This window comes from Streptomyces sp. NPDC053673 (assembly GCF_055585225.1).
On the sequence record NZ_JBVJKN010000007.1, the window covers coordinates 55,718 to 77,233 of the forward strand.

Below are 21,516 nucleotides of genomic sequence, written 5' to 3' on the forward strand. Positions count from 1 at the left end.
TACAGCGTGCGGCGGACACTGGGAGTGCTGGTCGTCTCGGCGGTGGCCTGCACGATGCTCGGTACGGCGCCGGCCGGCGCAGCGGACGTGCCGGGTGTCGCCACCGAGGAGGAACAGCGGCTGGACCGGGCCGTACCGCAGGAGATCCTGCGGCGCAGCGGATTCGACACGGTGGCACCGGAGTTCGCCCGGGCGCTGGGGGCGGCGGACTCCTACGCGGAGGCCGTGCGCGCCGTCGACCGGCACGGCTCGCGGCTGTGGCGGCGGGCCGTGGACCGGGCGCAGGGAAGGGGTCCCGCATGCGGCGAGTTGAGCCGGGACGACGACCGGCCGCTGTACTGGTCCCGGCTCGGTATGACCCGTGAACTGCGGCAGTGGCAGCCCGGGTTCGGGCTGTCCGACACCGGACGCGCCCGGCTGCTCGACCGACTGGAGCGGACCTCGCGCGGCCAGGACACGATGGACTTCCCCCGCGGCAAGGGCATCGACGGCAAGGGTTTCAAGCGGATCGTGGTGACCGGCTTCGACCCGTTCACGCTGGACCGTGACATCCGGATCAGTAATCCGAGCGGCGCGACGGCACTCGCGCTGGACGGCACCTGGATCCGTACGGCGGACGGCGGCCTGGCCCGGATCGAGACGGCGGTCTTCCCCGTCCGCTGGACCGACTTCGCCGCCGGGACGGTCGAGCGGACCCTGCGCCACCGGCTGCCCGAGGCGGACCTCTTCACGACCGTGAGCCAGGGCCGGGTGGGCAGGTTCGACATCGAGCGCACCAACGGCACCTGGCGCGGCGGGTTCCCGGACAACGAGAACGTGTCGCGCACCGAGACCGTGCCGGTCGCCGACCCCGCCTCGCAGCCGCAGTGGACGTCGACGACGCTCCCGTACGCGGCGATCACCGCCGCGCAGACGGGCCGCTTCCCGGTGTACGACAACACGTCGGTCACCGAGATACCGGCGGGCGGCACCGACGCGGTGGTCCGCCCGGAAGGACCGACCCCCGGCTCCACGGCCCGCTCCGGAGGCGGCGGCAACTACCTGTCCAACGAGATCGCCTACCGCGCGACCCTGCTGCGCGACCGCCTCGGGCTGCACGACACGCTGCCGGGCGGCCATGTCCACACGCCGGTGCTCCAGTTCGGTGCGGGCAACACGGACCCGGCCACGGGCACGGTCACCGACCCGGAGTTCGTCCGGAACCGGCTGGACATCATCGCTCAGGTCCGGGCGATCGTGACGACGGCGGTGAACACGGCTCCCTGACGGCTACCAGGACGCGGGCGAGCCGGCCGGCTTGTCGAAGGAGAGCGCGCCGCCCGTCGGCGCGGCCGGCTCCGGCTCGCCCTGGGGCGACGTCAGATCCCGCACCAGCAGCGTCGCACCCGCCACCGCGCCCGGCATCAGGAAGACCGCGACGAACGGGACGAGGAAGGCGAGGGCGAGCGGAACGCCGAAGCCGAGAGTGAGCAGCCGGCGGCCGCGCAGCAGCGCGAGCCGCTCCTTCAGCTCCACGCCGCGCCGCTGCAGCGCCACCGCGGTGAGCTCCTCGGCGAGGAAGAATCCGGAGACGCAGAAGCCGATGGCCGGGACGACCGTCTGTCCGACGACCGGGATGAAGCCGAGCGCGAAGAGGACGATGCCGTACAGCGCGACCCTCAGCACCACGCGCAGGCTGTCCCGCGCGGAGATCCACAGCTCGCGCCAGAGCGGCAGCCCGGACTCCGGGACGTCCCCGCCCTCGCTCCGGTCGACCTGTTCGGACAGGGACTCGTAGAAGGGCTGGCCGACCAGCAGCGTCACCGCGGTGAAGGTGATCACGGCGAGGAAGAGTCCGAAGACGAAGACCAGCGCGGTGAGGAAGCCCCGGAACAGCCCCTGCCACGGAGACGACCAGTCGTCGGCGAACGGCGTCGACCAGCCCACCAGGTCGTCCGCGCCGTAACCGAGCCCGATGAGGGCGCCGGCGTACAGCACGAGGGTGACCAGCCCGGGCAGCAGCCCGAAACCGAACCACCGGCCGTGCCGGCCGACCCATCGCTGGCCCTTCAACAGATAGCCGAAGCCCACCCCTAGATCACGCATGCGCCCACCCTATCCGGCGGTCCCGAGGCGCCCTCTTGTTGTCCGGGGCACGACACGGTAGACCCTGCGTATTGATCACCTCTGGAGGTTGTGTACGCATGGCGATCCGCAGACCTGTCCTGATCAGCACCGCCTGTACAGCCGTCGCCGGCGCGTTGTTCCTTGCCCCGCTCCCCGCGTCCGCCGCACCCGGCCCCGACGGACCGCGGCCGCAGCCGCACCCGTTACGCGAGGGTGCGGGCCGGGACACCGGGCGGGGCGCCACGCCGGTGGGGGGCGCCGCGCTGCGGGCGCTGGAGAGTGCGACACCGGCGCTGCGCAAGGAGGGCGGCTATCCACGGCGGACCGTGCTCACACCGCCGCCGGTCAACCCGGCCGACAAATCGACAAAACTGGGCCTGGCCCCGTACCACGCGCTGGCGCCCCGCCTGAACGCCCTGCAGAAGCTGGGCAACCGGGTCAGTGTCGAGATCGCCGGGCGCTCGGCGGGCGGGCACGAGCTGTATCTGGTGACCGTCACCGCGCCGGAGACCGCCAAGCAGGCCCGCGACCAGGAACGGATGCGCGAGCTCATCGAGAACCGGCCGGCCGCGGCCGCCAGGGACCGGCACATCAAGGCCGCGTACAAGACCCCGGTCTTCATCAACAACAACATCCACGGCGACGAGTGGGAGGGCACGGACGCCGCCCTGAAGCTCATCGAGGAGCTGGCGAAGGCCAAGGACGCGAAGACCGCGGGCCTGCTCGCCAGGAACAGGATCCATCTCAATGTGACGGCCAACCCGGACGGCCGTATCGCCGGCACCCGCACCAACGCCAACGGCTTCGATCTCAACCGGGACTTCATCACCGCCTCGCAGCCCGAGACCCGCGCGATGCGGCAGATCGCCATCGACAAGCAGCCCGCCGTGATGCTCGATCTGCACGGGTACGTCAACGGCACCCTCATCGAGCCGACGACCCCGCCGCACGGCGAGAACTACGAGTACGACCTGTTCCTGAAGAACGCCTACGCCAACGCGCTGGGCATGGAGAAGGCGGTCAACGGCCTCGGCTACACCCCGCAGAAGGACGGTGTCGAGCCCGCCGTCATCCCCTTCCGCGACCAGAAGGAGGGCTGGGACGACTGGCCGCCGGTCTTCACCCCGCAGTACATGCCGTTCCAGGGCGCGGTCGCCGCGCACACCATCGAGTTCCCGATGGCGGTGAACCACGAGGAGTACGACTCCCTCCCCGTCGCCGAACTGCGCCGCCGGGCCGCGATCAACACGGCCGTCGCGGGCGCGGCGATGCGCGCGGCGCTCGACTACACGCACACGCACCGCACGTCCGTGCTCGCCGATCAGATCGAGACGTTCCGGCGGGGTGCGGCGGGCGAGGCACAGCGGCCGGTGTCCGAGGAGACCGTGCCGGGCGTGCCCGGCATCGGCCCCGAGGACGTCTATACGACCACTTTCCCTCGGGCGTACGTCATCCCGGCGGGCAGGGGACAGAGGAACGCAACCGCGGCTGCCCGGCTGGTGGACCATCTGGTCGCCAATGACGTACGGGTGGAGCGGGCGCGCAAGGGCTTCCGGCTGGCGGGCCGTACGTATCCGGCCGGGTCGTACGTCGTCGACATGCACCAGCCCAAGCGCGGTATCGCGAATGTGATCCTCGCCGAGGGCCGGGACATCAGCGCCGATGTGTCGACCATGTACGACATCTCGGGCTGGAGCCTCGGGGAGCTGTGGGGCGCCACCGTGAACAAGGCCGTCCGGGGTGAGCTGAAGGTCGACAGCCGTCCGGTGCACACCGCCTCGCCGACCGGTCACGTGGCGCGCCATGGCGATCTGTCGCTGCGCCTGGACGACCCGAAGGAGCTCGCCGCGCTGAACTCCCTGCTGGCGCAGGGCGTGGCGGTGCGCCGCACGGCCGACGGCTCGGCGATCGTCCCGGGTTCGGCGCGTGGCAGGGCGGCGGTGCTGGCGGACCGGTACGGCGTGGCCTTCCGGGCCACCGCGGAGCGGGGCACGGTGCCGCTGAAGCGGACCAGGGTCGCGGCGGCGGTCAGCGCCGGTGAGCTGTTCGCGCTGCGCGAGATGGGCTTCGACGTGGTGCCGGTGTCGACGGACGCCCTCAACGCGGGCTTCGACTGGTCGAAGGCCGATGTGCTGTATGTGTCGGCGGGTCTGGAGTACGGGAAGCTGACGCCGACCGCGCGTGACGCGTTCCGCGCGAGCGGGGTGGGGGTCGTCGGGCTCGGCCCGGACGGCGCGGCGTTCAACGCGCAGGCCGGTCTGCTCGCGGCGAAGGCGGTCGCGGGCAACGGCGACGCCAACGGGGTCGTACGGGTCACGAACGCGGGCGGCTCGCTGACCGGCGGCGCACCGGCGCATACGTTCGTCTACTCGCCGCTGTGGTTCACGGACCTGGGCCGTGGTGTACGGGCGGACCAGTCGTACGGCGCCGGCAACCCGCTGGTGTCGGGCCACTGGCGGGCCGGAGCGGACGGCAAGGGCGGCCCGAAGGACTCCGCGGGCAAGGCGTCGATCGTCAGCGGCAGGTCGGCGAAGGGCGCCCGGGTGGTGCTGTTCGGCACGGAGCCGCTGTTCCGCGACCACCCGAAGGGCGTGTTCGCGCAGGTCGGGCGGGCTCTGCTGGGCTAGTGCCGCGACCGGCAATGTTTGCCGGGAGGGGCACTGGGTCGTGTCTTCACGGTCCCGTCTGCCCGGTGAGACGGGAGGGCCGCACCCCGGTCGGTCGGGGTACGGCCCTCAGCGTCAACGATACGTGATCAGCTCAGCCGGCGAGCTCGACCGTGATGTTGCCGCGGGTGGCCTTGGAGTACGGGCACACCTGGTGGGCCTTCTCGAGCAGGTCCCTGGCCGTGGCGGCGTCCACGTTCGGGATGCTCGCGGAGATCTTGACGATGAGGCCGAAGCCCTCGTCGTTCTTGCCGATGCCGACCTCAGCGGTGACCGTCGAGCCGGAGATGTCGGCCTTCTCCTGGCGGGCGACCACACCGAGGGCGCCCTGGAAGCAGGCGCTGTAACCGGCGGCGAAGAGCTGCTCCGGGTTCGTCCCGGCGCCGGAACCGCCCATCTCCTTGGGCGGATTGACGACGACGTCGAGCTCGCCGTCGTCGGTGGCGACGCGACCGTCCCGGCCGTTCTCCGCGGTGGCGACGGCGGTGTACAGGACGTCGGACTGCTGGATGGACATGCGGGTTTCCTTCTCTGTGCGCCGCGACTCGCGCCCACGATCGCGACGGTGTGGGTCGAGACTACCGGTCGAGAGAAACGATCATCTTTCCGGTGTTCTCGCCACGCATGAGGCCCAGGAACGCCTCGGCGCCGTTCTCGATGCCCTCCACGACGGTCTCCTGGTACTTCAGCTCGCCGGAGCGCAGCCAGCCCGAGACCTCCCGCACGAACTGCGGCTGGAGCGCCTCGTGGTCGCGCACGAGCATGCCCTGGATCCGCAGCCGCTTACCGATGACCATGGCGAGGTTGCGCGGGGCGGGGGTGGGCTCGGTCGCGTTGTACTGGGCGATCATTCCGCAGACGGTGATGCGGCCGTGCACGTTGAGCGAGGAGATCGCGGCTTCCAGGTGATCTCCGCCGACGTTGTCGAAGTAGACGTCGATGCCGTCGGGGGCGGCCGCCTTGAGCTGCTCGGCCACGTTGCCGTTCTTGTAGTTGAACGCGGCGTCGAAGCCGTACTCCTCGACGAGGAGCTTGACCTTCTCGTCGGAGCCGGCCGAGCCGATGACCCGGGAGGCGCCCTTCAGCTTCGCCATCTGGCCGACCAGGTTGCCGACCGCACCGGCGGCGCCGGAGACGAAGACCGCGTCACCCTCCTTGAAGGAGGCGACGTCGAAGAGTCCGGCATAGGCGGTGAGCCCGGGCATGCCGAGAACGCCCAGGAAGGCCGAGAGCGGGGCGGCGGAGGCGTCGAGCTTGACGGCCTGCTTGGCGTCCACGTCCGCGTACTCACGCCAGCCGAGGAAGTGCAGGACGTGGTCGCCGACCGCGAACCCCTCCGCGTTCGACGCGACGACCTCGCCGACCGCGCCGCCTTCCATGGGCTGGTCGAGCTGGAACGGCGGAACGTACGACTTCACGTCGTTCATCCGGCCGCGCATGTACGGGTCGACCGAGAAGTGCAGGTTACGTACGAGGATCCGGCCCTCGCCCGGCTCGGCCACCGGGGCCTCGCGCAGGGCGAAGTCCTCGGGCTTGGGCCAGCCCTGCGGGCGGGCGACGAGGTGCCATTCACGGCCGGACACGGGAAGAGCGGACATGGCTGCGGTGCCTCCTAGAAAAGCTTCAGATACTGAAACAACCATGCTCCTAAATATTTCATGTTGTCAAGTATCTGGGTATGCTGACAGGCATGGCCATCACTCGAACAGACCCGCTGACCCTCGAGGTCGTCGAACTCATCGGCTCCGTCGTGGCCCGCTACCACGACGAATACGAGGAGGCCGCGAGCCGGCACGCCCTCACCGGGGCCCAGGCCCGGGTGCTGGGGCTGCTCTCCGTGGAGCCCACGGCCATGCGCCGCATCGCGCAGCAGCTGAAGTGCGAGCCGTCGAACGTGACGGGGATCATCGACCGGCTGGAGGCGCGCGGGCTGGTCGAGCGCCGACCCGATCCGGCCGACCGCCGCGTGAAGATCGCCGCCGCGACGGAAGCGGGCCGCACGACCGCGCAGCAGCTGCGCGAATCCCTGGGCTTCGCGCGCGAGCCGCTCGCCGAGCTGTCGACGCAGGAGCGGACGGTGCTCCGGGACCTGCTCAAGCGAATGCTGGGCAAGCCGACGGCGTAGGGCCCGTCCGCCCGCATCCGCACCCGCCGGACGGGCATGACGCATGCCCTGTACCGACCGACCCCGTACCGACCGGCCCCGTACCGACCGACCCCGTACCGACCGGCGCGCCCGAACGGCTGCCCTCGGACACCGGACGGGCGTGAAGCATGCTCGTCGGGGGTCTCCTCATGGGCCTACGTGCACCAGAAGAGGAACCAGGTGCACGTCTCGGTCGGACTCGGCGTGGGCGCGGGCCGGGGCGGCGGTCCGGGCTGCCCGGGCGGCGTCGACGACGCCGGTTGCGACGGGTCGGCCGTACCCGACGGAGAAACGTCACTGCTCGGCTCGGGCGGGGCGGACGACGACACGGACGGCTCGGCCTGCGAGGACGACGCGGCGACACCGGGCCGTGCGCTCCCCCGGCCCACGGGTGTGCTCGACCTGGCCGGCTCCCCCGACGACGTCGTGGGCGCCTCACTCACCGCGCTCGGACCGGGCGGCGGCTCGGCGCTGCCGGTCGGCTCGGGTATGTCGTCGACCGCGATGGACTCCTCCTCGCGGACCTCGACGGACGTGCCGTCGTCGCCGCCGGACGACTCCCTCGCCAGCTCCGCCAGGCTCAGCGCCCCCGCCGCCAGCGCCAGGCCGACGGTCCCGATCAGTACCTTCCGCCCACGCTTCCGGCGCGCTCTGCGGGCGCCGGCCCTGCTGCGGTCACGGCGACCGGACGCGGGAGCACGACGGTGTCCGGCGGGCGGCCGGTCCTCACCGTGCGCACCGCCCAGCTCGATGACGACGTCGTCGTCCGTCGATGCGGGGCTGTGGTGCCGTAGCTCCTCCGCGGGAGTACCGCACCCGGCGCACGCCAAAGCCCCGTTGAGGTGTCGACGGCACTGGTAGCAGTAATTCATGGCGCCCGCAGCGTATGCAGCGATGGGACAACAGAGGTAGCCGGGGCTGTGAGGATCCTGTGTGGAAACATCACTTGCCCGGCACGTCGGCTGGCCATGGAGCCCTCCCGGACCAGGTGATACGGGCACGATGGGGGCATGAACTCCTTCGGGCCGCGCGACTTCCAGCTCGTCCTGCTGCGCCGGATGGCCGACCATCAACCGGAGCTCGTCGAGGACGCCCGCCAGGAACTGGGCGCGTCGATCGCCGACATGAGAGAGGCCAACCGCCGCTGGCAGGCGATCGTCCGCTCGCCGCGCGGCCGCGGCTCGCTCGCCCGGTACCGCTCCGTGCTCGGCACCCCCGAGTCGACGTCCCGCCGCCGGATCGGCGACCTGGAGTGCGACGCGCTGCTGTGGCCCGTACCGCTCTGGCCCGACCTTCGGTTCGAGGTCCTGGCGGCGCCCGGCGGGGCGGTGTGGAACGAGTGGCTGGTACGGGCGCCGGGAGCGGCGGGCCCGGTGCTGCGCACGGAAGAGGATCTGCGCCCCTGGTCCTGCACGGTCGACGAGGTGGCGAGGGCGTTCGCCCCGGTACGCCCGATGGAGGGCACGGCCCCGACGCGGTGGCGACTCGCGTTCACCCTGCCCGACGGACGGCCCTGCGTGGCGGAGTTCAGCTGGGGGCTGCTGCAACGGCTGATGTGACGGCACGCGGCTGGGGCGTGTTGCGAAAGTAGCGCCGTCCGCCCGGAGGGCGGGGCCCGCGGCGTCCGGTGCGTGCGATCGCAAGGCGGTGGGGGCACCTCCCAGGCGCAGCTCTGGGGGAGATCATCCTCGTACTGGACGTACCTGGATGAGTCCGACAACGCAGCGTGGGGGCACCTCCCGTGCCCGAAGGGCTACGGGGGAGTGCGTGCCAGGCGTCGCGGGCCAGGCGGGACTTTCGCAACACGCCCTGGGTCCGCCGCGCAGCTGATGTGACGTCAGGTGTCTCTTCCGGCCCACCCCCGACCGGCTCAGCTCAGCGCGCGCCACGCGCCCGGCGATCGGACGATGCGAACAGGAACCGCTCTCGGGAGGATCTGTCGTGACCGTCAGTCTTGAGCAGCTGCGTCGTTGCCATGTCGCCGTCGATCTCGGCGCCGCGAGGACCCGGGTCTTCGTGAAGGGCGTCGGGCTCGTCGTCGATGAGCCGAGCGTGGCCGCCGTCAACACCCGCAACGGAGCGCTCATCGCCGTGGGCGAGTTCGCCGAGCAGATGACCGGCCGTACGCCCGACTACATCCGGGTCATGCGCCCCGTCTCCGGCGGCAGCGTCATCGACATCGACATGGCCCAGCGCATGCTGCGCCATCTGCTCGGCGAGAAGCTCCGCCGCCACCTGCGCCGCAAGCCCCGGCTGCGCGCCGCGGCCTGCGCCCCGCACGACGCCGATCCGCTCGCGCAGCGCGCCACGGTGGAGACGCTCGTCGGCCTCGGCGCCCGCCGCGTCGAGCTGGTCGACACGCTGATCGCGGCCGCGGTCGGCTGCGGGCTCCCGGTGCAGCAGCCGACCGCCACCATGATCATGGTGTGCGGGGCGGCCACCACCCAGATCGCCGTCCTCTCCCTGGGCTCGATCGTCACGGCCGTGCGGATTCCCGTCGGCGGTGAGGCCGTCGACCACGCCGTGATCCAGTATCTCCGCCACCAGCACGCACTGATGCTGCCCAGCCAGTCCGTACGGCCCCTGCAGCTGGCCCTCAGCGGGAACGGCCTCACCCTCCAGGGGCCGGCCTCCACCGAGATCCACGGCCGTGACGTGGCCACGGGCCTCGCCCGTTCGGTGCGGGTCGACACCGCCGCGGTGCGCGACGCCATCCACACCCCGCTGACCGCCGTGCTCGACGGCATCGGGATGATCCTGCGCGAATGCCCGCCCGACCTGGTCGCCGACCTCGCCGACCGCGGGATCATGATGGTCGGCGGCAGCGCGCTGCTGCCCGGTCTCGACCAGATGCTGCGCGACGCGACCGGTATGCCCGTGCACATCGCGGAGCGGCCCGACGTCTGCGCGGTGCTCGGGCTCGGGGAGATGATGGAGGGCCGTATCCGGTCGATGATCCTCGATCCGCTCACCGCCTGAGGATGCCGCCCGGGGAGAGCACGCCGCGGCGGGCGCCGCCGGCGAAGCCGGCCCCCGGCGGAGGGGCGGTGCCAGGTCCTGTCCGGGCGGGCGGCGGGCCACGGCCGGCGCCGCTCGACTTCCCAGGGAAAATTCGGTCGCGCTTCGAGCGTCGCGCGATCGAGAGTGTGGCAGGTGAGCGGAATGTGGACGACGGCGGTCGCGGGTGCGGTCGCCGGGCTGGGTGTGGCGGTGCCCCTGGGGGCGATGGGTGTCCTGCTGATCCAGGAGGGGATGCGCGACCGCAGGCACGCGGTCGCGGCGGCCGCCGCCGTGGCGGTCGTCGACATGGCCTACGCGGCCGTGGCGACGGCCCTCGGCCCGCTGGTCGCGTCGGCCCTCTCGGGCGTCGAGGCGTGGGTTCGCCTCGTGTCGGCGGCAGTCCTGATGGTGATCGCGGTACGAGGGCTGTGGGCGTCGCGCCGCGTGACCGACGACCCCGTGTCGGCCGGGGCCGACCGGGCCGGCGGCACCGTGCGGACATTCACGAGGTTCGCCGCGCTGACCCTCGTCAACCCCACCACCGCGCTGTACTTCGCGGCGCTGACCACCGCACAGGGCGCCGCGCTCCGCGGCGGCGCGGCCGGCGCGGTGTTCGTGGCCGGGGTGTTCGCCGCCTCGCTCTTCTGGCAGCAGCTGCTCGTCGCGGCGAGCGGGTTCACGGGCGCCAGGATCGGTGCGAGCGCGCGCGCCTGGACGTTCCGCCTGGGGTTCGGCCTGGTGGCCGTGTACGCGGTGAAGATCGCTCTCCCGCTGCCGTGAACAACCGTATGCACCGTATGCCGTGAACCGTATGAGCCGTACGCCGTGAGCCGTACGGCTCAGCACCGCGCGCCTGCCCGCCCGCCGAGTGCCGCGACCGGCAATGTTTGCCCGTCAAGGAGCGTCGTCCGGTGCATGGGGTCTCCCCAGGCCCACAGGGCCGAGGGGAAGCATCGCAAGGCGGCCGGAAGTCCTTGTAGCGGAGCTACCAGGGCTTTTGGCCAACGCAGCGAGGGTGCGTGCCGGGCGGCGCGACAGGGCAAAGCTTGCCAGGAGGGGCACTAGATCTTGACTGACCTCGTGGACACCGCAGACAAGGCCTCCGCCACCGCGTACCGCAACCTCGTCGTGGCCACGATCGGCTTCGCGCTCACCTTCTGGGCGTGGAACCTGATCGCGCCGCTCAGCGGCATCTACAAGGACCGGCTCGGGCTGACGTCGTTCGAACAGTCGCTGCTCGTGGCCGTGCCCGTTCTCGTGGGCTCGCTGGGCCGGATCCCCGCGGGCGCGCTCACCGACCGGTACGGCGCCAGGCTGATGTTCCCGCTGGTGTCGGCGCTGACGATCGTGCCCGTGCTGCTGCTGATCCCGGCGAAGGCCTCGTACGGCGCGATGCTCGTGGTGGGCTTTCTGCTGGGGCTCGGCGGTACGACGTTCGCGATCGGCGTCCCGCTGGTCAACTCGTGGTTCCCGCCGGTCCACCGGGGTTTCGCGATCGGGGTGTTCGGGATGGGCATGGGCGGGGTGGCGCTGTCCGGGTTCTTCACGCCCCGCATCGCCAAGGCCGGCGAGGACCTCCCCTTCTACGTCGTCGCGATCGCGCTCGCCGTGTACGCGCTGATCGCCGCCGCCCTGCTCCGCGACCGGCCCGACCGGCCGGTGCCGACGGCCTCACTGGCGTCGCGGCTCGAACAGGCCGGGCGGCTGCGGGTGACATGGGAACTGTCGGCGCTGTACGCGATCGGCTTCGGCGGGATCGTGGCGTTCGGCGTCTACCTGCCGACGTATCTGAAGACCTGGTACGAGCTGTCACCGACCGACGCGGGCACGAAGGCCGCCGGGTTCGCGCTGATCGCCGTCGTCTTCCGGCCCTTCGGCGGCTGGATCTCGGACCATGTCCACCCGGCGTTGGTGACCGCCGCCGCGCTGGGCTTCGTGGCGCTGTGGGCGATCGTCCAGGCCTTCGATCCGCCGATCGCACCGGGCGGCACGGTCGCACTGCTGTGCACGGCCGCGGGGCTCGGCACCGCGAGCGGCAGCATCTTCGCGCTCGTCGCGCAGGTGACGCCGCAGCCGCAGGTGGGCAGTGTGACCGGCATTGTCGGCGCGGCGGGCGGGCTCGGCGGCTTCGTACCGCCGCTGGTGATGGGCGCGGTCTACAGCGCGAAGGGCTCCTACTCGATCGGCTACATGCTGTTGTCGGATCTGGCGCTGGCGGGCTGCGTGTACGCGTACGGGCGGATGCGGAACATCCGTCCGGGCGGCGACGAGACGGAGCTGGCGCGGGCGTCGGCCGCCAGGACATAGGCCTGGACCAGGCCCGGACAGCTCTGGCTCCGCAAGACACCCTCAGGCGAAGCGACCGGAGAGGGTCTCGTCCCCTCAGCGTTTATTACGCACGAGTAGCAAGCAGTGGGGAGAATGGTACCCAGCAAGATCCACCGGACAGGCCCTGGCTGTGGGCAAGGATGAACAGCCCCGTGCACGCGTGACTTGAGGAGGACGACGAGTGAGTGCTCTCTTCCCGGCCCTGGCCGCGGATGTCGAGGGATCCGGCCGGCCCGCGATGCGCTTCGGGGACCGTGCGCTGACGTACGGCGAACTCGCCGCGGCGGCCGGGTCGCTGGCGGGGCGGCTCGCGGGAGCGGGGCGGGTCGCGGTGTGGGCCACGCCGTCGCTGGAGACCGCCGTCGGGGTCGTCGCCGCGCTGCTCGCGGGAGTGCCCGCGGTGCCGCTCAACCCGAGGACCGGCGAGCGGGAGCTGGCTCATATCGTCGGCGACAGCGCGCCGGCGCTGGTGCTCGCCGCTCCGGGTGAGGAACTGCCGTCGGCGCTGGACGGGTTGGAGCGCGTGGACATCCCGGTGTCCGCCCGCTCGGGGGCCGGGGGTGCGCTGCCGCCCGAGCCGGATCCGGGCGCGCCCGCGCTGGTCGTCTACACGTCGGGGACGACCGGCCCGCCGAAGGGTGCGGTGCTGCCGCGGCGGGCGATCGCGGCGACGCTGGACGCGCTGGAGGACGCGTGGGCGTGGAGCGGGGATGACGTCCTCGTCCATGCGCTGCCGCTGTTCCATGTGCACGGGCTGATCCTGGGGATCCTCGGTCCGCTGCGGCGGGGCGGTTGCGTACGGCACCTGGGGAAGTTCTCGGCGGACGGCGTGGCTCGGGAGCTCGGGACGGGCGGGACGATGCTGTTCGGGGTGCCGACGATGTACCACCGGCTGGCCGAAGCGGCCGAGGGCGACCCGGAGTTGGCGAAGGCACTGGCCGGGGCACGGCTGCTGGTGTCGGGCTCGGCGGCGCTGCCGGTCCACGATCATGAGCGGATCTTCGCGGCGACGGGCAGGCGGGTCGTCGAACGGTACGGAATGACCGAGACGCTCATGATCACGAGCGTGCGCGTGGACGGGGAGCCCCGGGCCGGGTCGGTGGGTCTGCCCCTGCCGGGCGTCGAGCTACGGCTGGTCGAGGAGGACGGGACCGAGATCGCGGAGTACGACGGCGAGACGGTCGGCGAGATCCACGTGCGGGGGCCGAATCTCTTCACGGAGTACCTGAACCGGCCGGACGCGACGGAGGCGGCGTTCGACGGGGGCTGGTTCCGTACGGGCGACATGGCGGTCCGGGATGCGGATGGCTATGTACGGATCGTGGGACGCAAGGCGACGGACCTGATCAAGAGCGGCGGATACAAGATCGGCGCCGGCGAGATCGAGAACGCGCTGCTGGAGCACCCCGGGGTGCGGGAGGCCGCGGTGACCGGCGAGCCGGACGAGGATCTGGGCGAGCGGATCGTGGCCTGGGTGGTACCGGCGGATTCCGCACGACCGCCGTCGGCGGCGGAGCTGTCCGACCACGTCGCCGGCCAGCTCGCCCCGCACAAGCGGCCGCGCACGGTCCGCCTGCTGGAGTCGCTGCCCCGCAACGACATGGGCAAGATCATGAAGCGGGCGCTCACCCATGGCTGAACGACCGACGGCCCGCGAGGCGATCGCCCTGACGACAGACGCGTTCGAGGAGGCGAGACCCACGGCGACCGCACGGTCCGGCGACGGGCCGCTCGGGTGGGCGGGGTACGGCGCGTCGCTGGCGCGGGCGGGCCTTCGTAGCGGCGAGGAGGAGTCCGTCGTCTGGGGAACGGCACGGATCGGTGGCAGCCGGGCCGTGGTGGTCTCGTTCGAATTCGGCTTCCTGGGCGGATCGTTGGGTGAACGGACCGGCGACCGGCTGGAGGCGGCGTACGCGTACGCCCGCGAGCGGCGGATGCCGCTGGTGTCGCTGATCGCGACCGGCGGCAGCCGTATGCAGGAGGGCATGATCGCCCTCACCCAGCTTCAGCGGGTGGCCCGCGCCTCCGCCCTGACGCGCGCGGCCGGACTGCCCCAGGTCGCCGTGCTCCGCGACCCGACGACGGGCGGCGGCTGGGCCACGCTGGGCGCGGGTGCGGACGTCATCCTCGCCCTGCCCGGCGCGCAGGTCGGCTTCGCCGGCTCCCGCGTCCGCCCGCCGGACGCCGATCCGTCGGCGTACACGGCCGAGGGTCAGCTGGCGGCGGGCCACATCGACGCGATCGTCCGCCCGGAGGACCTCCGGTCCACGCTGTCGCTGTGGCTGACACTGCTGACGGGCGGCACGGACACCGGGGCCGGGGCCGGGGCCGGGACGCCGCCACCCCACGCCCTCGGGGACGCCGGGGCCGCCGCACCCACGGGCTGGGAAGCCGTGCAGCGTGCCCGGGACTCCCGCAGACCTCGCGCCGGGGCGTATCTCGACGCGTACTTCGAGGAGCGGCTGGACGTCCAAGGGGACCGGTGCGGCGGAAGGGACCCCGGGATGGTGTGCGGGTTCGGGCTGCGGGGCGGCCGGGCCGTCGCGTATGCCGCGCAGGGCGGGACCGCGACCCGGCCCGCCGGGTACCGGACGGCCGCGCGGCTGGTCCGGCTCGCGGACCGGCTGGGGATCCCCGTGCTGACGCTCGTCGACACGCCCGGTGCCGCCAATGACGCCGAGGCGGAGCGGGAGGGTGCGGGCGCCGCGATCGCCGATGTGTTCGCGGCGATAGCGTCCGCCCGCGTCCCGGTGACGACACTCGTGATCGGCGAGGGCGGCTCGGGCGGGGCCCTGGCACTCGCCGCTCCGGACAACACCTGGGCCACGCCCGACAGTTACTTCTCCGTCATCGCGCCGGAGCTTGCCGCGGCCATCCTCAAGCGCGCCCCCTCCGCGGCGCCGTCGACCGCGGACCAGTTGCGGCTGCGCCCTCAGGACCTCGTGGAGCTGGGGGTCGTACGGGGGATCGTGCCCCACGGGGAACGGCCCTCGACGCAGCCATGAGGTGCGTCACAGCAACTTAGGGTTCCCTTCCCTGGCACCCGGGCCCTCTGGTACACGTGACAGACCCCACCGCACCACCGGGAGTCTCGCCATGGACCAGGACCACGCGCCCGACCTCATACCCTTCACGATCGACCTGACCTTCGAAGAGGCCCGGCGACGGGCCGAGGTCGTCGCCGCGCTCGGGCCCGACTGGGACCCGGTGGCCGCCCTGCAGGGCGAGGACGCGGCGTACACGCTGCTCTACTCCGGCCTCGACGCCGACCAGCAGCGCACGTACGACATGCTCGTGGCCGCCGGAGTCCTTCCCGGAGGGGAGCCGGGCCGTGCGGCTGCCCATTGATCCGCAGGCGGACATCGCGCGCCGCGCCTGGGTGCCCTGCCCCGGCTGCGACGACGCACGGGACTGCGCCACCTGCGCCGACGGGCGCAACTGCGGTGCGCACTGGCGCTATCTGATCTCCAACAAGGGCACGGTCGTCCACCTCCAGTGCCCCGGCTGCACCCACACGTGGTCGCTCGACACCAGGCGCCGTACGACCACATGAACACCGGCGCGTGAGCACGGGCGCATGAACGCCCGCACATGAACACGGGCACATGAACGCCCGCACGTGAACACGGCCATGTGAACACGGGACATATGAAGCGGCCCGGTACGGCGCCGCATCGCCGTACCGGGCCTTACGTTCCGGAGCCGTCAGCGCATCACTTCACGCCGACCGCCCGGATGATCTCCTGCTTCACCGAGCCGCCTGGTCGTCGCCGGCCGAGACGATCAGCGGGAGCGGTTCCCTGCGCCGAGGCCCTGCTCGATGAGCCCGGTGACGTCGAACAGCCGCTTGTCGAGGACCCCGGCGTCGAGGTAGCCGCGGGCCTCGTCGGGTACGACGGTGATGCGGCCGTTGGATATCTGGCTGCGTACGGCACCGGTGGCGTCCTTGGGACGCTCGACGGCGACGGCTTTGCGGCCGCCGCCGAGATCGGTGACGGTGACCTCGTCGCCGGTGACGAGGGTGACGGTGTGGGCGGGGGGCCGATTCCGCGGGCGCGACGCTGCCCTTGAGGCTGTCGGGGGGCTCCGCGCCGAGGGCCTGTCCGGCCGGGAGCAGTACGAGCGAGAGCCCGGCCGCCAGCAGCCGGGCTCTCCTTCTCGCGGGCGCTCTGGTCATGAATGTCTCTCCTCAACTCCCGGCGAAGGGGTGGTTCCGGGGTGTTCCGAAGAGTCTGAGCGCTCATAAGTCGCTTGGGGCGACCAAAGGTTGGCGGCTACCTGCCATGGCGGCTACTTGCCATTCACCTGCCGGGGCCTCGGACCCCGCCATCGGCCGGGCGCCGCCGCGCGGAACGGCGGAGCGCTCGGCGGGATCCGGTCCGCGAAGGGGGACATCACCGAAGGCCTATGACGGAGCTGTATGGATGACGGGAAGTCAGCAAACCGGTGATCGCTCGGATGTCGGACCGGCACGCCACCGCAAACCTGCTAGCTGTAAGCACCAAACACATCGGACATTGCGGAAAACCGTCACGCAAAAGCCGGTTCGCCCCCCGTCGACATCCGAAAGAAAGAAAGGTCCGGGATGCCCAAAATCTTCGGCGTCGCCCTCCTTGTTCTCGCCCTTGCCGCCACGTCCCCGGCTCCCGCAGTTGCCGAAGCACCTGCGCAGTCCGGCCAGATCCCCGGCCAGTACATCGTGACCCTCAAGGACACCGCCGTAGTCGGAGAGGAAGACGCGGCCGTGGACGCGGCCGTGCAGCAGGCATCCTCCATGGGCGCCGACGTGAGGCACGTCTACCGCCACGCCCTCCACGGCTACGCGGCGTCCATGAGCGCGAGTGCGGCGGCCGCGCTGGCCGAGGACCCGAAGGTCCGGTCCGTGCAGCCCGACCGTACGGTGCGGATCGCCGCCCAGGAGGTCCCGAGCGGTGTGGACCGGGCCGAGGCCGATGCCAGCCCCACGGCCGCCATCGACGGCACGGACACCCGGGCCGATGTCGACGTCGCGGTGATCGACACCGGAGTCGACGCGAACCACCCGGACCTGAACGTCCACACCGCCGGCGCCAAGAACTGCTGGCTGCCCCAGCTCAAGCAGATGGACCTGCACGGTCACGGCACGCATGTCGCCGGCATCGTCGGCGCCCTGGACAACGACACCGGGGTGGTCGGTGTGGCACCGGGCGCCCGGATCTGGCCGGTCCAGGTGCTCAACCCCCTCGGGTGGGGTTCCACCTCGGACGTCGTCTGCGGCATCGACTACGTCACCAGCCACGCCGACCAGATCGACATCGTCAACATGAGCCTGGGCGGTGCGGGCGCCGACGACGGCAACTGCGGCGCGACCGACAACGACGTCATGCACCAGGCGATCTGCGCTTCCGTCGCCAAGGGCGTCACCTACGTCGTCGCGGCCGCCAACGACCACGCTGACGCGAAGAACACCGCCCCCGCCGCATACGACGAAGTGATCACCGTCAGCGCGCTGGCCGACTTCGACGGCAAGCCCGGGGGCCTCGGCTCACCCACGTGCCGCGACGACAAGGACGACACCTTCGCCGACTTCTCCAACTACGGCCCCGACATCGACCTGATCGCTCCGGGTGTGTGCATCCGCTCCACCTTCACGGGCGGCGGCTACTCCACCCTGTCCGGCACCTCGATGGCCGCACCCCATGTCGCGGGCGGCGCGGCCCTGTACCGGGCGACCCACCCCAGTGCGTCGCCCGGCACCGTCAAGGCGGCTCTGCAGAGCGCCGGCAGCTTCGACTGGATCGCACCCTCCGAGGACGGCGACACCATCCAGGAGCCTCTGCTCAACGTCGGTTCCCTCTGAGCGACGGGTTCGTTCCGAGGCGCCCCCACGGCTTTCTTCCGGGACGTCCCCACGACTCTCTTCCGGGATGTCCCCGCCGCCTCCTGCCGAGCGGCGCCCCCGTGGGGGCGCCGCTCTACGGCGTCGGTTCGCGGGCGTCGTACCGGACGAACCCGCGTCCGCGCAGCGCCAGCAGACCGATCGCCAGGACGCAGGCGAGCCCGCCGCCGGTGATGGCGACCGTGGGCGAGGTGAGGTCGGCGACCGATCCCGCGAGGAAGTCCCCGAGGCGCGGTCCGCCCGCGACGACGACGATGAAGACGCCCTGGAGCCGTCCGCGCATCTCGTCCGGCGCGGCTGCCTGGAGCATGGTGTTCCGGAACACCATGGAGACGGTGTCGGCGCAGCCCGCGAGGGCGAGGAAGAGCAGCCCGAGCCAGAGGTTCCTGGTCAGTCCGAACACCGCGATCGCCGTTCCCCAGGCCGCAACGGCGAGCAGGATCGCCACCCCGTGCCGCCGGATCCGCCCCAGCCAGCCGGAGAACACACCGCCGAGCAGCGCGCCGACGGCGGGGGCGGCGACGAGGAGACCGGTCGTACGGGCGTCCCCGCCGTACCAGAGCACGGCGACGGCGGGGAACAGCGCCGTCGGCTTCGCCAGGATCATCGCGCAGAAGTCGGAGAAGAACGTCATGCGGATGTTGGGGCGGGTGGCGAGGAAGCGCAGCCCGTCGAGGACCGAGGCCCGCTTCGTGTCCGTGCGGTCCCGGTCGGGAAGCATCGACGGCAGGCGCCACATGGCGTACAGCGCTGCGCCGAACGCGACGGCGTCGATGAGGTACGCGGCCTGGTAGCCGCCGTATCCGACGATGACGCCGCCCAGCATCGGCCCGATCAGCATGCCGGACGTCATCGTCATGGAGTTGAGGGCGTTGGCGGCGGGCAGCTGTTCGGCCGGCAGCAGCCGGGGGATCATCGCGCTGCGGGCGGGCGCGTTGAGCGCGGCGCACACCGCTTGCCCGGACACCACCGCGTACAGGAACCACACGTGGTGGAACTCCGCGAACGCGGCGGTGGCGAGCGCGGCCGACAGCACCGCGGACCCGGTCGCGCTGAACAGTCCGAGCCTGCGGCGGTCGACGGTGTCGGCGACGGCGCCGCCGTACAGCCCGAAGACGATCAGCGGAACGAGGGAGAAGAGCCCGACGAGCCCGACGGAGAACGTCGAGCGGGTGATGTCGTACACCTGGAGGGAGATCGCCAGGGTCGTCATGCCCTGGCCGATCCAGGAGACGGTGTTCCCGAACCAGAGCCGCCGGTAGTGGACGGAGGCGCGCAGGGGCGTGAGATCGGCGAGGATACGGCGGCGGTCGCGGACGGGGGTGCCGGTCGCGGTCATATCCGACCGGCCACGGGCCAGGGGCGGTGGGCTGGTGTGCGGGCTGTTGACGGCATGATCGCAGTATAGGGACGCAGCGGGATGGGCCCCTTACTCCGGGTGGGCGGGGCGCGTTCAGCCCGCCTCGGCGTCGGCTCGCTGCCGCGTCCGGCCACTGCCGGACGTGTCGCGAGGCGTACTGCGGGGAGTATCGCGGGACGCGTCGCGAACCGAACCGCGCAGACTGTCGCGGGACGCGTCGTGCGACGTTTCGAGGACCGTGCCGCGGAACGTGTTCCGGTAGGCCGTCGGCGCCACCCCGATCGCCGCGACCAGATGCTGCCGCAGCGACGCGGCGGTCCCGAACCCCGCCTCCTCCGCCACCCGGTCCACAGGCAGATCGCTGGTCTCCAGCAGCCGTCGCGCGTTCTCCACACGCTGCCGGGTGAGCCACTGGCCGGGCGTCATCCCCACCTCGTCGCGGAAGCGCCGGGAGAACGTACGGACGCTCATCCGCGCATGCTCCGCCAACTCGGCCAGCGACAGCGGTCGGTGCAGCTGTCCGAGCGCTCACGCCCTGGTCGGGGATGTCGTGGCGATCGTTGGCTCCGGCACGGGGCGTTCGATGAACTGCGCCTGCCCGCCGTCACGCCACGGCGGTACGACGCAGAGCCTGGCCACCCGGTTGGCGACCTCGCTGCCGTGGTCGCGGCGCAGCAGGTGGATGCACAGGTCCACCCCGGCGGCGACGCCGGCCGCGGTGAGGACGTCGCCGTCGTCGACGAAGAGCACGTCCGGGTCGACGTCGGCCAGGGGGAACTGCCGCTGGACGAAGGGAAAGATCGTCCTCACGGTCACCGGCTGAGACGCACGGCGTACGGGGCGAGCGTTTGCGCCGTCCCGTACGCAGGCGCAGGGTGAACAGGTGCGGACGTACCCCACCTGATCCCGAGAGGACAGCGATCCTGATGCAGGGCAACGCCAAGGCAAAACAGATCAAGGGCAAGCTGAAGGAAACCCTGGGCAAGACCATGGGCGACAAGACCATGGTCAGGCACGGCAAGGGAGACCAGCTGCGCGGCAAGGCACAGGAGATGGCGGAGAAGGCGGCCGAACGGGTCCGCAAGGCGACGAAGCACTGACCTGGCACTGACCAGGGACCGACCGGAACACTGGTCAAAGCGCTGACCACAGCACTGAGCAGACACCTGCCAGGTGCTGATCAGGCCCCTGGCCAGGGCGCCGCCCCACGCGAGGCCGGACCTCGCCCAAGGCCCGCTCCGATCGCGTGACGGCCTTACCCGGACCACACTGGTCTCATGGTGTCCTGGCCGGGCGGCCGCATGCCGGAAGGAAGTTCTCCATGCCCACGGACGCGCACCCCGGTCCCCTGCGGGCCCTGGTGTTCGGCGCGGCGCTACGGGCCGGGTCCATCAACGCCCGCCTGGCCTCCCTCGTGGCCCGCCTGATCGCCGACACCGGCGCCACCGTCGACCTCGCCACCATGCGCGACTTCGACATGCCCCTCTACGACGGCGATCTGGAGGAGGAGGAAGGCCTGCCGCCGGGCGCGCTCGCGCTCCGCGACCGGCTCGAACGCTGCGACGCCTTCGTGATCTCCTCCCCGGAGTACAACGCCTCCATGCCCGGAGTGCTGAAGAACGCGATCGACTGGGTCTCCCGCGTCCAGCCGCAGCCGTTCAAGTCCAAGCACGCGCTGCTGCTGTCCGCCTCCCCGTCCATGGTGGGCGGCAACCGCGGGCTGTGGTCGCTGAGAGTTCCCCTGGAACACCTCGGCACCCGCGTCTATCCGGACATGTTCAGCCTCGCCAAGTCGCACCAGGGCTTCACCGAGGACGGCCTCCTCGCCGATTCGGGCCTGCAGGAACGCCTGGCCGAGACCGTACAGGCCTTCCTCAGCCTGGTGGAGGCCGATGTGAGCTACGTGTGCCTGCAGCGCCGCTGGTACGAGTTCCTCGGGGACCGCACCGAGGCGGCCGTCACCCAGCGGGCGGAGGACTAGACGAGTCTCCACAGTCCCGTCTGCCCGGCCCGTCCCGCGCACACGATCCGC

20 protein-coding genes and 1 pseudogene are annotated in these 21,516 nt (G+C 71.7%); 15 read left to right on the plus strand and 6 right to left on the minus strand.

All coding sequences use genetic code 11. The features are described from left to right. Positions 1-54 precede the first annotated feature (54 nt). Complete coding sequence (locus tag ACZ6ZQ_RS12940; RefSeq protein ID WP_469768586.1) at positions 55-1,266, plus strand: pyroglutamyl-peptidase I; 1,212 nt, start codon at positions 55-57, stop codon at positions 1,264-1,266. A 3-nt stretch (positions 1,267-1,269) separates the two neighbouring features. Here the strand turns inward: ACZ6ZQ_RS12940 and ACZ6ZQ_RS12945 are convergent, their stop codons facing one another. Continuing rightward, positions 1,270-2,085 carry an EI24 domain-containing protein gene (locus ACZ6ZQ_RS12945; RefSeq protein ID WP_469768587.1) on the minus strand — a complete coding sequence of 272 codons (816 nt, stop codon included), beginning with the start codon at positions 2,083-2,085 and terminating at the stop codon, positions 1,270-1,272. 98 nt (positions 2,086-2,183) lie between these two features. Between ACZ6ZQ_RS12945 and ACZ6ZQ_RS12950 the strand changes: the two genes are divergently transcribed. Then, positions 2,184-4,733 (plus strand): M14 family zinc carboxypeptidase, encoded by a 2,550-nt coding sequence (locus tag ACZ6ZQ_RS12950; protein ID WP_469768588.1) that lies wholly within the window; start codon positions 2,184-2,186, stop codon positions 4,731-4,733. 133 nt (positions 4,734-4,866) lie between these two features. Here ACZ6ZQ_RS12950 and ACZ6ZQ_RS12955 read toward each other — a convergent pair whose 3' ends face one another. Together ACZ6ZQ_RS12955 and ACZ6ZQ_RS12960 are read right to left on the minus strand one after the other, a co-directional pair. Then, positions 4,867-5,289 carry an organic hydroperoxide resistance protein gene (locus ACZ6ZQ_RS12955; protein ID WP_469768589.1) on the minus strand — a complete coding sequence of 141 codons (423 nt, stop codon included), beginning with the start codon at positions 5,287-5,289 and terminating at the stop codon, positions 4,867-4,869. A 61-nt stretch (positions 5,290-5,350) separates the two neighbouring features. After that, entirely contained in the window at positions 5,351-6,370 is a 1,020-nt protein-coding gene (locus ACZ6ZQ_RS12960) for an NADP-dependent oxidoreductase (RefSeq protein WP_469768590.1), read from the minus strand. A 92-nt stretch (positions 6,371-6,462) separates the two neighbouring features. On the opposite strand from ACZ6ZQ_RS12960, the gene ACZ6ZQ_RS12965 reads away from it, so the two are divergent. Beyond that, positions 6,463-6,897, plus strand: coding sequence for a MarR family winged helix-turn-helix transcriptional regulator (locus ACZ6ZQ_RS12965; RefSeq protein ID WP_469768591.1), 435 nt, complete (start codon positions 6,463-6,465; stop codon positions 6,895-6,897). A gap of 176 nt (positions 6,898-7,073) precedes the next feature. Here ACZ6ZQ_RS12965 and ACZ6ZQ_RS12970 read toward each other — a convergent pair whose 3' ends face one another. Beyond that, positions 7,074-7,790: an SCO2400 family protein gene (locus ACZ6ZQ_RS12970; RefSeq protein ID WP_469768592.1), complete on the minus strand. Its 717-nt coding sequence runs from the start codon at positions 7,788-7,790 to the stop codon at positions 7,074-7,076. A gap of 138 nt (positions 7,791-7,928) precedes the next feature. On the opposite strand from ACZ6ZQ_RS12970, the gene ACZ6ZQ_RS12975 reads away from it, so the two are divergent. The 10 genes from ACZ6ZQ_RS12975 (at position 7,929) to ACZ6ZQ_RS13020 (ending at position 18,085) form a co-directional block, all read left to right on the plus strand. Further along, a complete protein-coding gene (locus tag ACZ6ZQ_RS12975; protein WP_469768593.1) occupies positions 7,929-8,477 on the plus strand; it encodes a hypothetical protein in 549 nt (182 codons plus the stop codon). Positions 8,478-8,859: 382 nt separating this feature from the next. Continuing rightward, on the plus strand, positions 8,860-9,897 hold the full coding sequence (locus ACZ6ZQ_RS12980) for a rod shape-determining protein (RefSeq protein WP_469768594.1): 1,038 nt from the start codon (positions 8,860-8,862) through the stop codon (positions 9,895-9,897). A gap of 183 nt (positions 9,898-10,080) precedes the next feature. Continuing rightward, entirely contained in the window at positions 10,081-10,698 is a 618-nt protein-coding gene (locus ACZ6ZQ_RS12985) for a LysE family transporter (protein ID WP_469768773.1), read from the plus strand. A 300-nt stretch (positions 10,699-10,998) separates the two neighbouring features. Further along, complete coding sequence (locus ACZ6ZQ_RS12990; RefSeq protein WP_469768595.1) at positions 10,999-12,225, plus strand: nitrate/nitrite transporter; 1,227 nt, start codon at positions 10,999-11,001, stop codon at positions 12,223-12,225. Between the two features lie 202 nt (positions 12,226-12,427). Beyond that, on the plus strand, positions 12,428-13,885 hold the full coding sequence (locus ACZ6ZQ_RS12995; RefSeq protein WP_469768596.1) for an acyl-CoA synthetase: 1,458 nt from the start codon (positions 12,428-12,430) through the stop codon (positions 13,883-13,885). Then, entirely contained in the window at positions 13,878-15,251 is a 1,374-nt protein-coding gene (locus ACZ6ZQ_RS13000; protein WP_469768597.1) for a carboxyl transferase domain-containing protein, read from the plus strand. Before ACZ6ZQ_RS12995 ends, ACZ6ZQ_RS13000 begins: the two co-directional genes overlap by 8 nt. 91 nt (positions 15,252-15,342) lie before the next feature. Further along, positions 15,343-15,594 (plus strand): DUF6400 family protein, encoded by a 252-nt coding sequence (locus ACZ6ZQ_RS13005; RefSeq protein WP_469768598.1) that lies wholly within the window; start codon positions 15,343-15,345, stop codon positions 15,592-15,594. Further along, positions 15,578-15,799 carry a hypothetical protein gene (locus tag ACZ6ZQ_RS13010; protein ID WP_469768599.1) on the plus strand — a complete coding sequence of 74 codons (222 nt, stop codon included), beginning with the start codon at positions 15,578-15,580 and terminating at the stop codon, positions 15,797-15,799. Before ACZ6ZQ_RS13005 ends, ACZ6ZQ_RS13010 begins: the two co-directional genes overlap by 17 nt. 182 nt (positions 15,800-15,981) lie before the next feature. Beyond that, complete coding sequence (locus tag ACZ6ZQ_RS13015) at positions 15,982-16,317, plus strand: hypothetical protein (protein WP_469768600.1); 336 nt, start codon at positions 15,982-15,984, stop codon at positions 16,315-16,317. Between the two features lie 514 nt (positions 16,318-16,831). Then, on the plus strand, positions 16,832-18,085 hold the full coding sequence (locus ACZ6ZQ_RS13020) for a S8 family peptidase (RefSeq protein WP_469768601.1): 1,254 nt from the start codon (positions 16,832-16,834) through the stop codon (positions 18,083-18,085). A 115-nt stretch (positions 18,086-18,200) separates the two neighbouring features. On the opposite strand, the gene ACZ6ZQ_RS13025 is transcribed toward ACZ6ZQ_RS13020, so the two are convergent. Both ACZ6ZQ_RS13025 and ACZ6ZQ_RS13030 read right to left on the minus strand, forming a co-directional pair. After that, positions 18,201-19,463: an MFS transporter gene (locus ACZ6ZQ_RS13025; RefSeq protein WP_469768602.1), complete on the minus strand. Its 1,263-nt coding sequence runs from the start codon at positions 19,461-19,463 to the stop codon at positions 18,201-18,203. A 114-nt stretch (positions 19,464-19,577) separates the two neighbouring features. Further along, a pseudogene (locus ACZ6ZQ_RS13030) lies at positions 19,578-20,270 on the minus strand (GlxA family transcriptional regulator); the annotation flags it as partial. Between the two features lie 140 nt (positions 20,271-20,410). On the opposite strand from ACZ6ZQ_RS13030, the gene ACZ6ZQ_RS13035 reads away from it, so the two are divergent. Both ACZ6ZQ_RS13035 and ACZ6ZQ_RS13040 read left to right on the plus strand, forming a co-directional pair. Beyond that, positions 20,411-20,584, plus strand: coding sequence for a CsbD family protein (locus ACZ6ZQ_RS13035; protein WP_469768603.1), 174 nt, complete (start codon positions 20,411-20,413; stop codon positions 20,582-20,584). Positions 20,585-20,805: 221 nt separating this feature from the next. Further along, entirely contained in the window at positions 20,806-21,465 is a 660-nt protein-coding gene (locus ACZ6ZQ_RS13040) for an NADPH-dependent FMN reductase (protein WP_469768604.1), read from the plus strand. Positions 21,466-21,516 lie beyond the last annotated feature (51 nt).

What these genes read in the sequence shown, in the direction of transcription:
- ACZ6ZQ_RS12960 (WP_469768590.1), bottom strand. Translation starts at nt 6,370, where the DNA reads ATGTCCGCTCTTCCCGTGTCCGGCCGTGAATGGCACCTCGTCGCCCGC.
- ACZ6ZQ_RS13020 (WP_469768601.1), top strand. Translation starts at nt 16,832, where the DNA reads ATGCCCAAAATCTTCGGCGTCGCCCTCCTTGTTCTCGCCCTTGCCGCC.
- ACZ6ZQ_RS13040 (WP_469768604.1), top strand. Translation starts at nt 20,806, where the DNA reads ATGCCCACGGACGCGCACCCCGGTCCCCTGCGGGCCCTGGTGTTCGGC.
- ACZ6ZQ_RS12965 (WP_469768591.1), top strand. Translation starts at nt 6,463, where the DNA reads ATGGCCATCACTCGAACAGACCCGCTGACCCTCGAGGTCGTCGAACTC.
- ACZ6ZQ_RS12940 (WP_469768586.1), top strand. Translation starts at nt 55, where the DNA reads ATGCTCGGTACGGCGCCGGCCGGCGCAGCGGACGTGCCGGGTGTCGCC.
- ACZ6ZQ_RS13005 (WP_469768598.1), top strand. Translation starts at nt 15,343, where the DNA reads ATGGACCAGGACCACGCGCCCGACCTCATACCCTTCACGATCGACCTG.
- ACZ6ZQ_RS12975 (WP_469768593.1), top strand. Translation starts at nt 7,929, where the DNA reads ATGAACTCCTTCGGGCCGCGCGACTTCCAGCTCGTCCTGCTGCGCCGG.
- ACZ6ZQ_RS13035 (WP_469768603.1), top strand. Translation starts at nt 20,411, where the DNA reads ATGCAGGGCAACGCCAAGGCAAAACAGATCAAGGGCAAGCTGAAGGAA.
- ACZ6ZQ_RS13025 (WP_469768602.1), bottom strand. Translation starts at nt 19,463, where the DNA reads ATGACCGCGACCGGCACCCCCGTCCGCGACCGCCGCCGTATCCTCGCC.
- ACZ6ZQ_RS12955 (WP_469768589.1), bottom strand. Translation starts at nt 5,289, where the DNA reads ATGTCCATCCAGCAGTCCGACGTCCTGTACACCGCCGTCGCCACCGCG.
- ACZ6ZQ_RS12985 (WP_469768773.1), top strand. Translation starts at nt 10,081, where the DNA reads ATGTGGACGACGGCGGTCGCGGGTGCGGTCGCCGGGCTGGGTGTGGCG.
- ACZ6ZQ_RS13015 (WP_469768600.1), top strand. Translation starts at nt 15,982, where the DNA reads ATGATCTCCTGCTTCACCGAGCCGCCTGGTCGTCGCCGGCCGAGACGA.
- ACZ6ZQ_RS13000 (WP_469768597.1), top strand. Translation starts at nt 13,878, where the DNA reads ATGGCTGAACGACCGACGGCCCGCGAGGCGATCGCCCTGACGACAGAC.
- ACZ6ZQ_RS12945 (WP_469768587.1), bottom strand. Translation starts at nt 2,085, where the DNA reads ATGCGTGATCTAGGGGTGGGCTTCGGCTATCTGTTGAAGGGCCAGCGA.
- ACZ6ZQ_RS12950 (WP_469768588.1), top strand. Translation starts at nt 2,184, where the DNA reads ATGGCGATCCGCAGACCTGTCCTGATCAGCACCGCCTGTACAGCCGTC.
- ACZ6ZQ_RS12970 (WP_469768592.1), bottom strand. Translation starts at nt 7,790, where the DNA reads ATGAATTACTGCTACCAGTGCCGTCGACACCTCAACGGGGCTTTGGCG.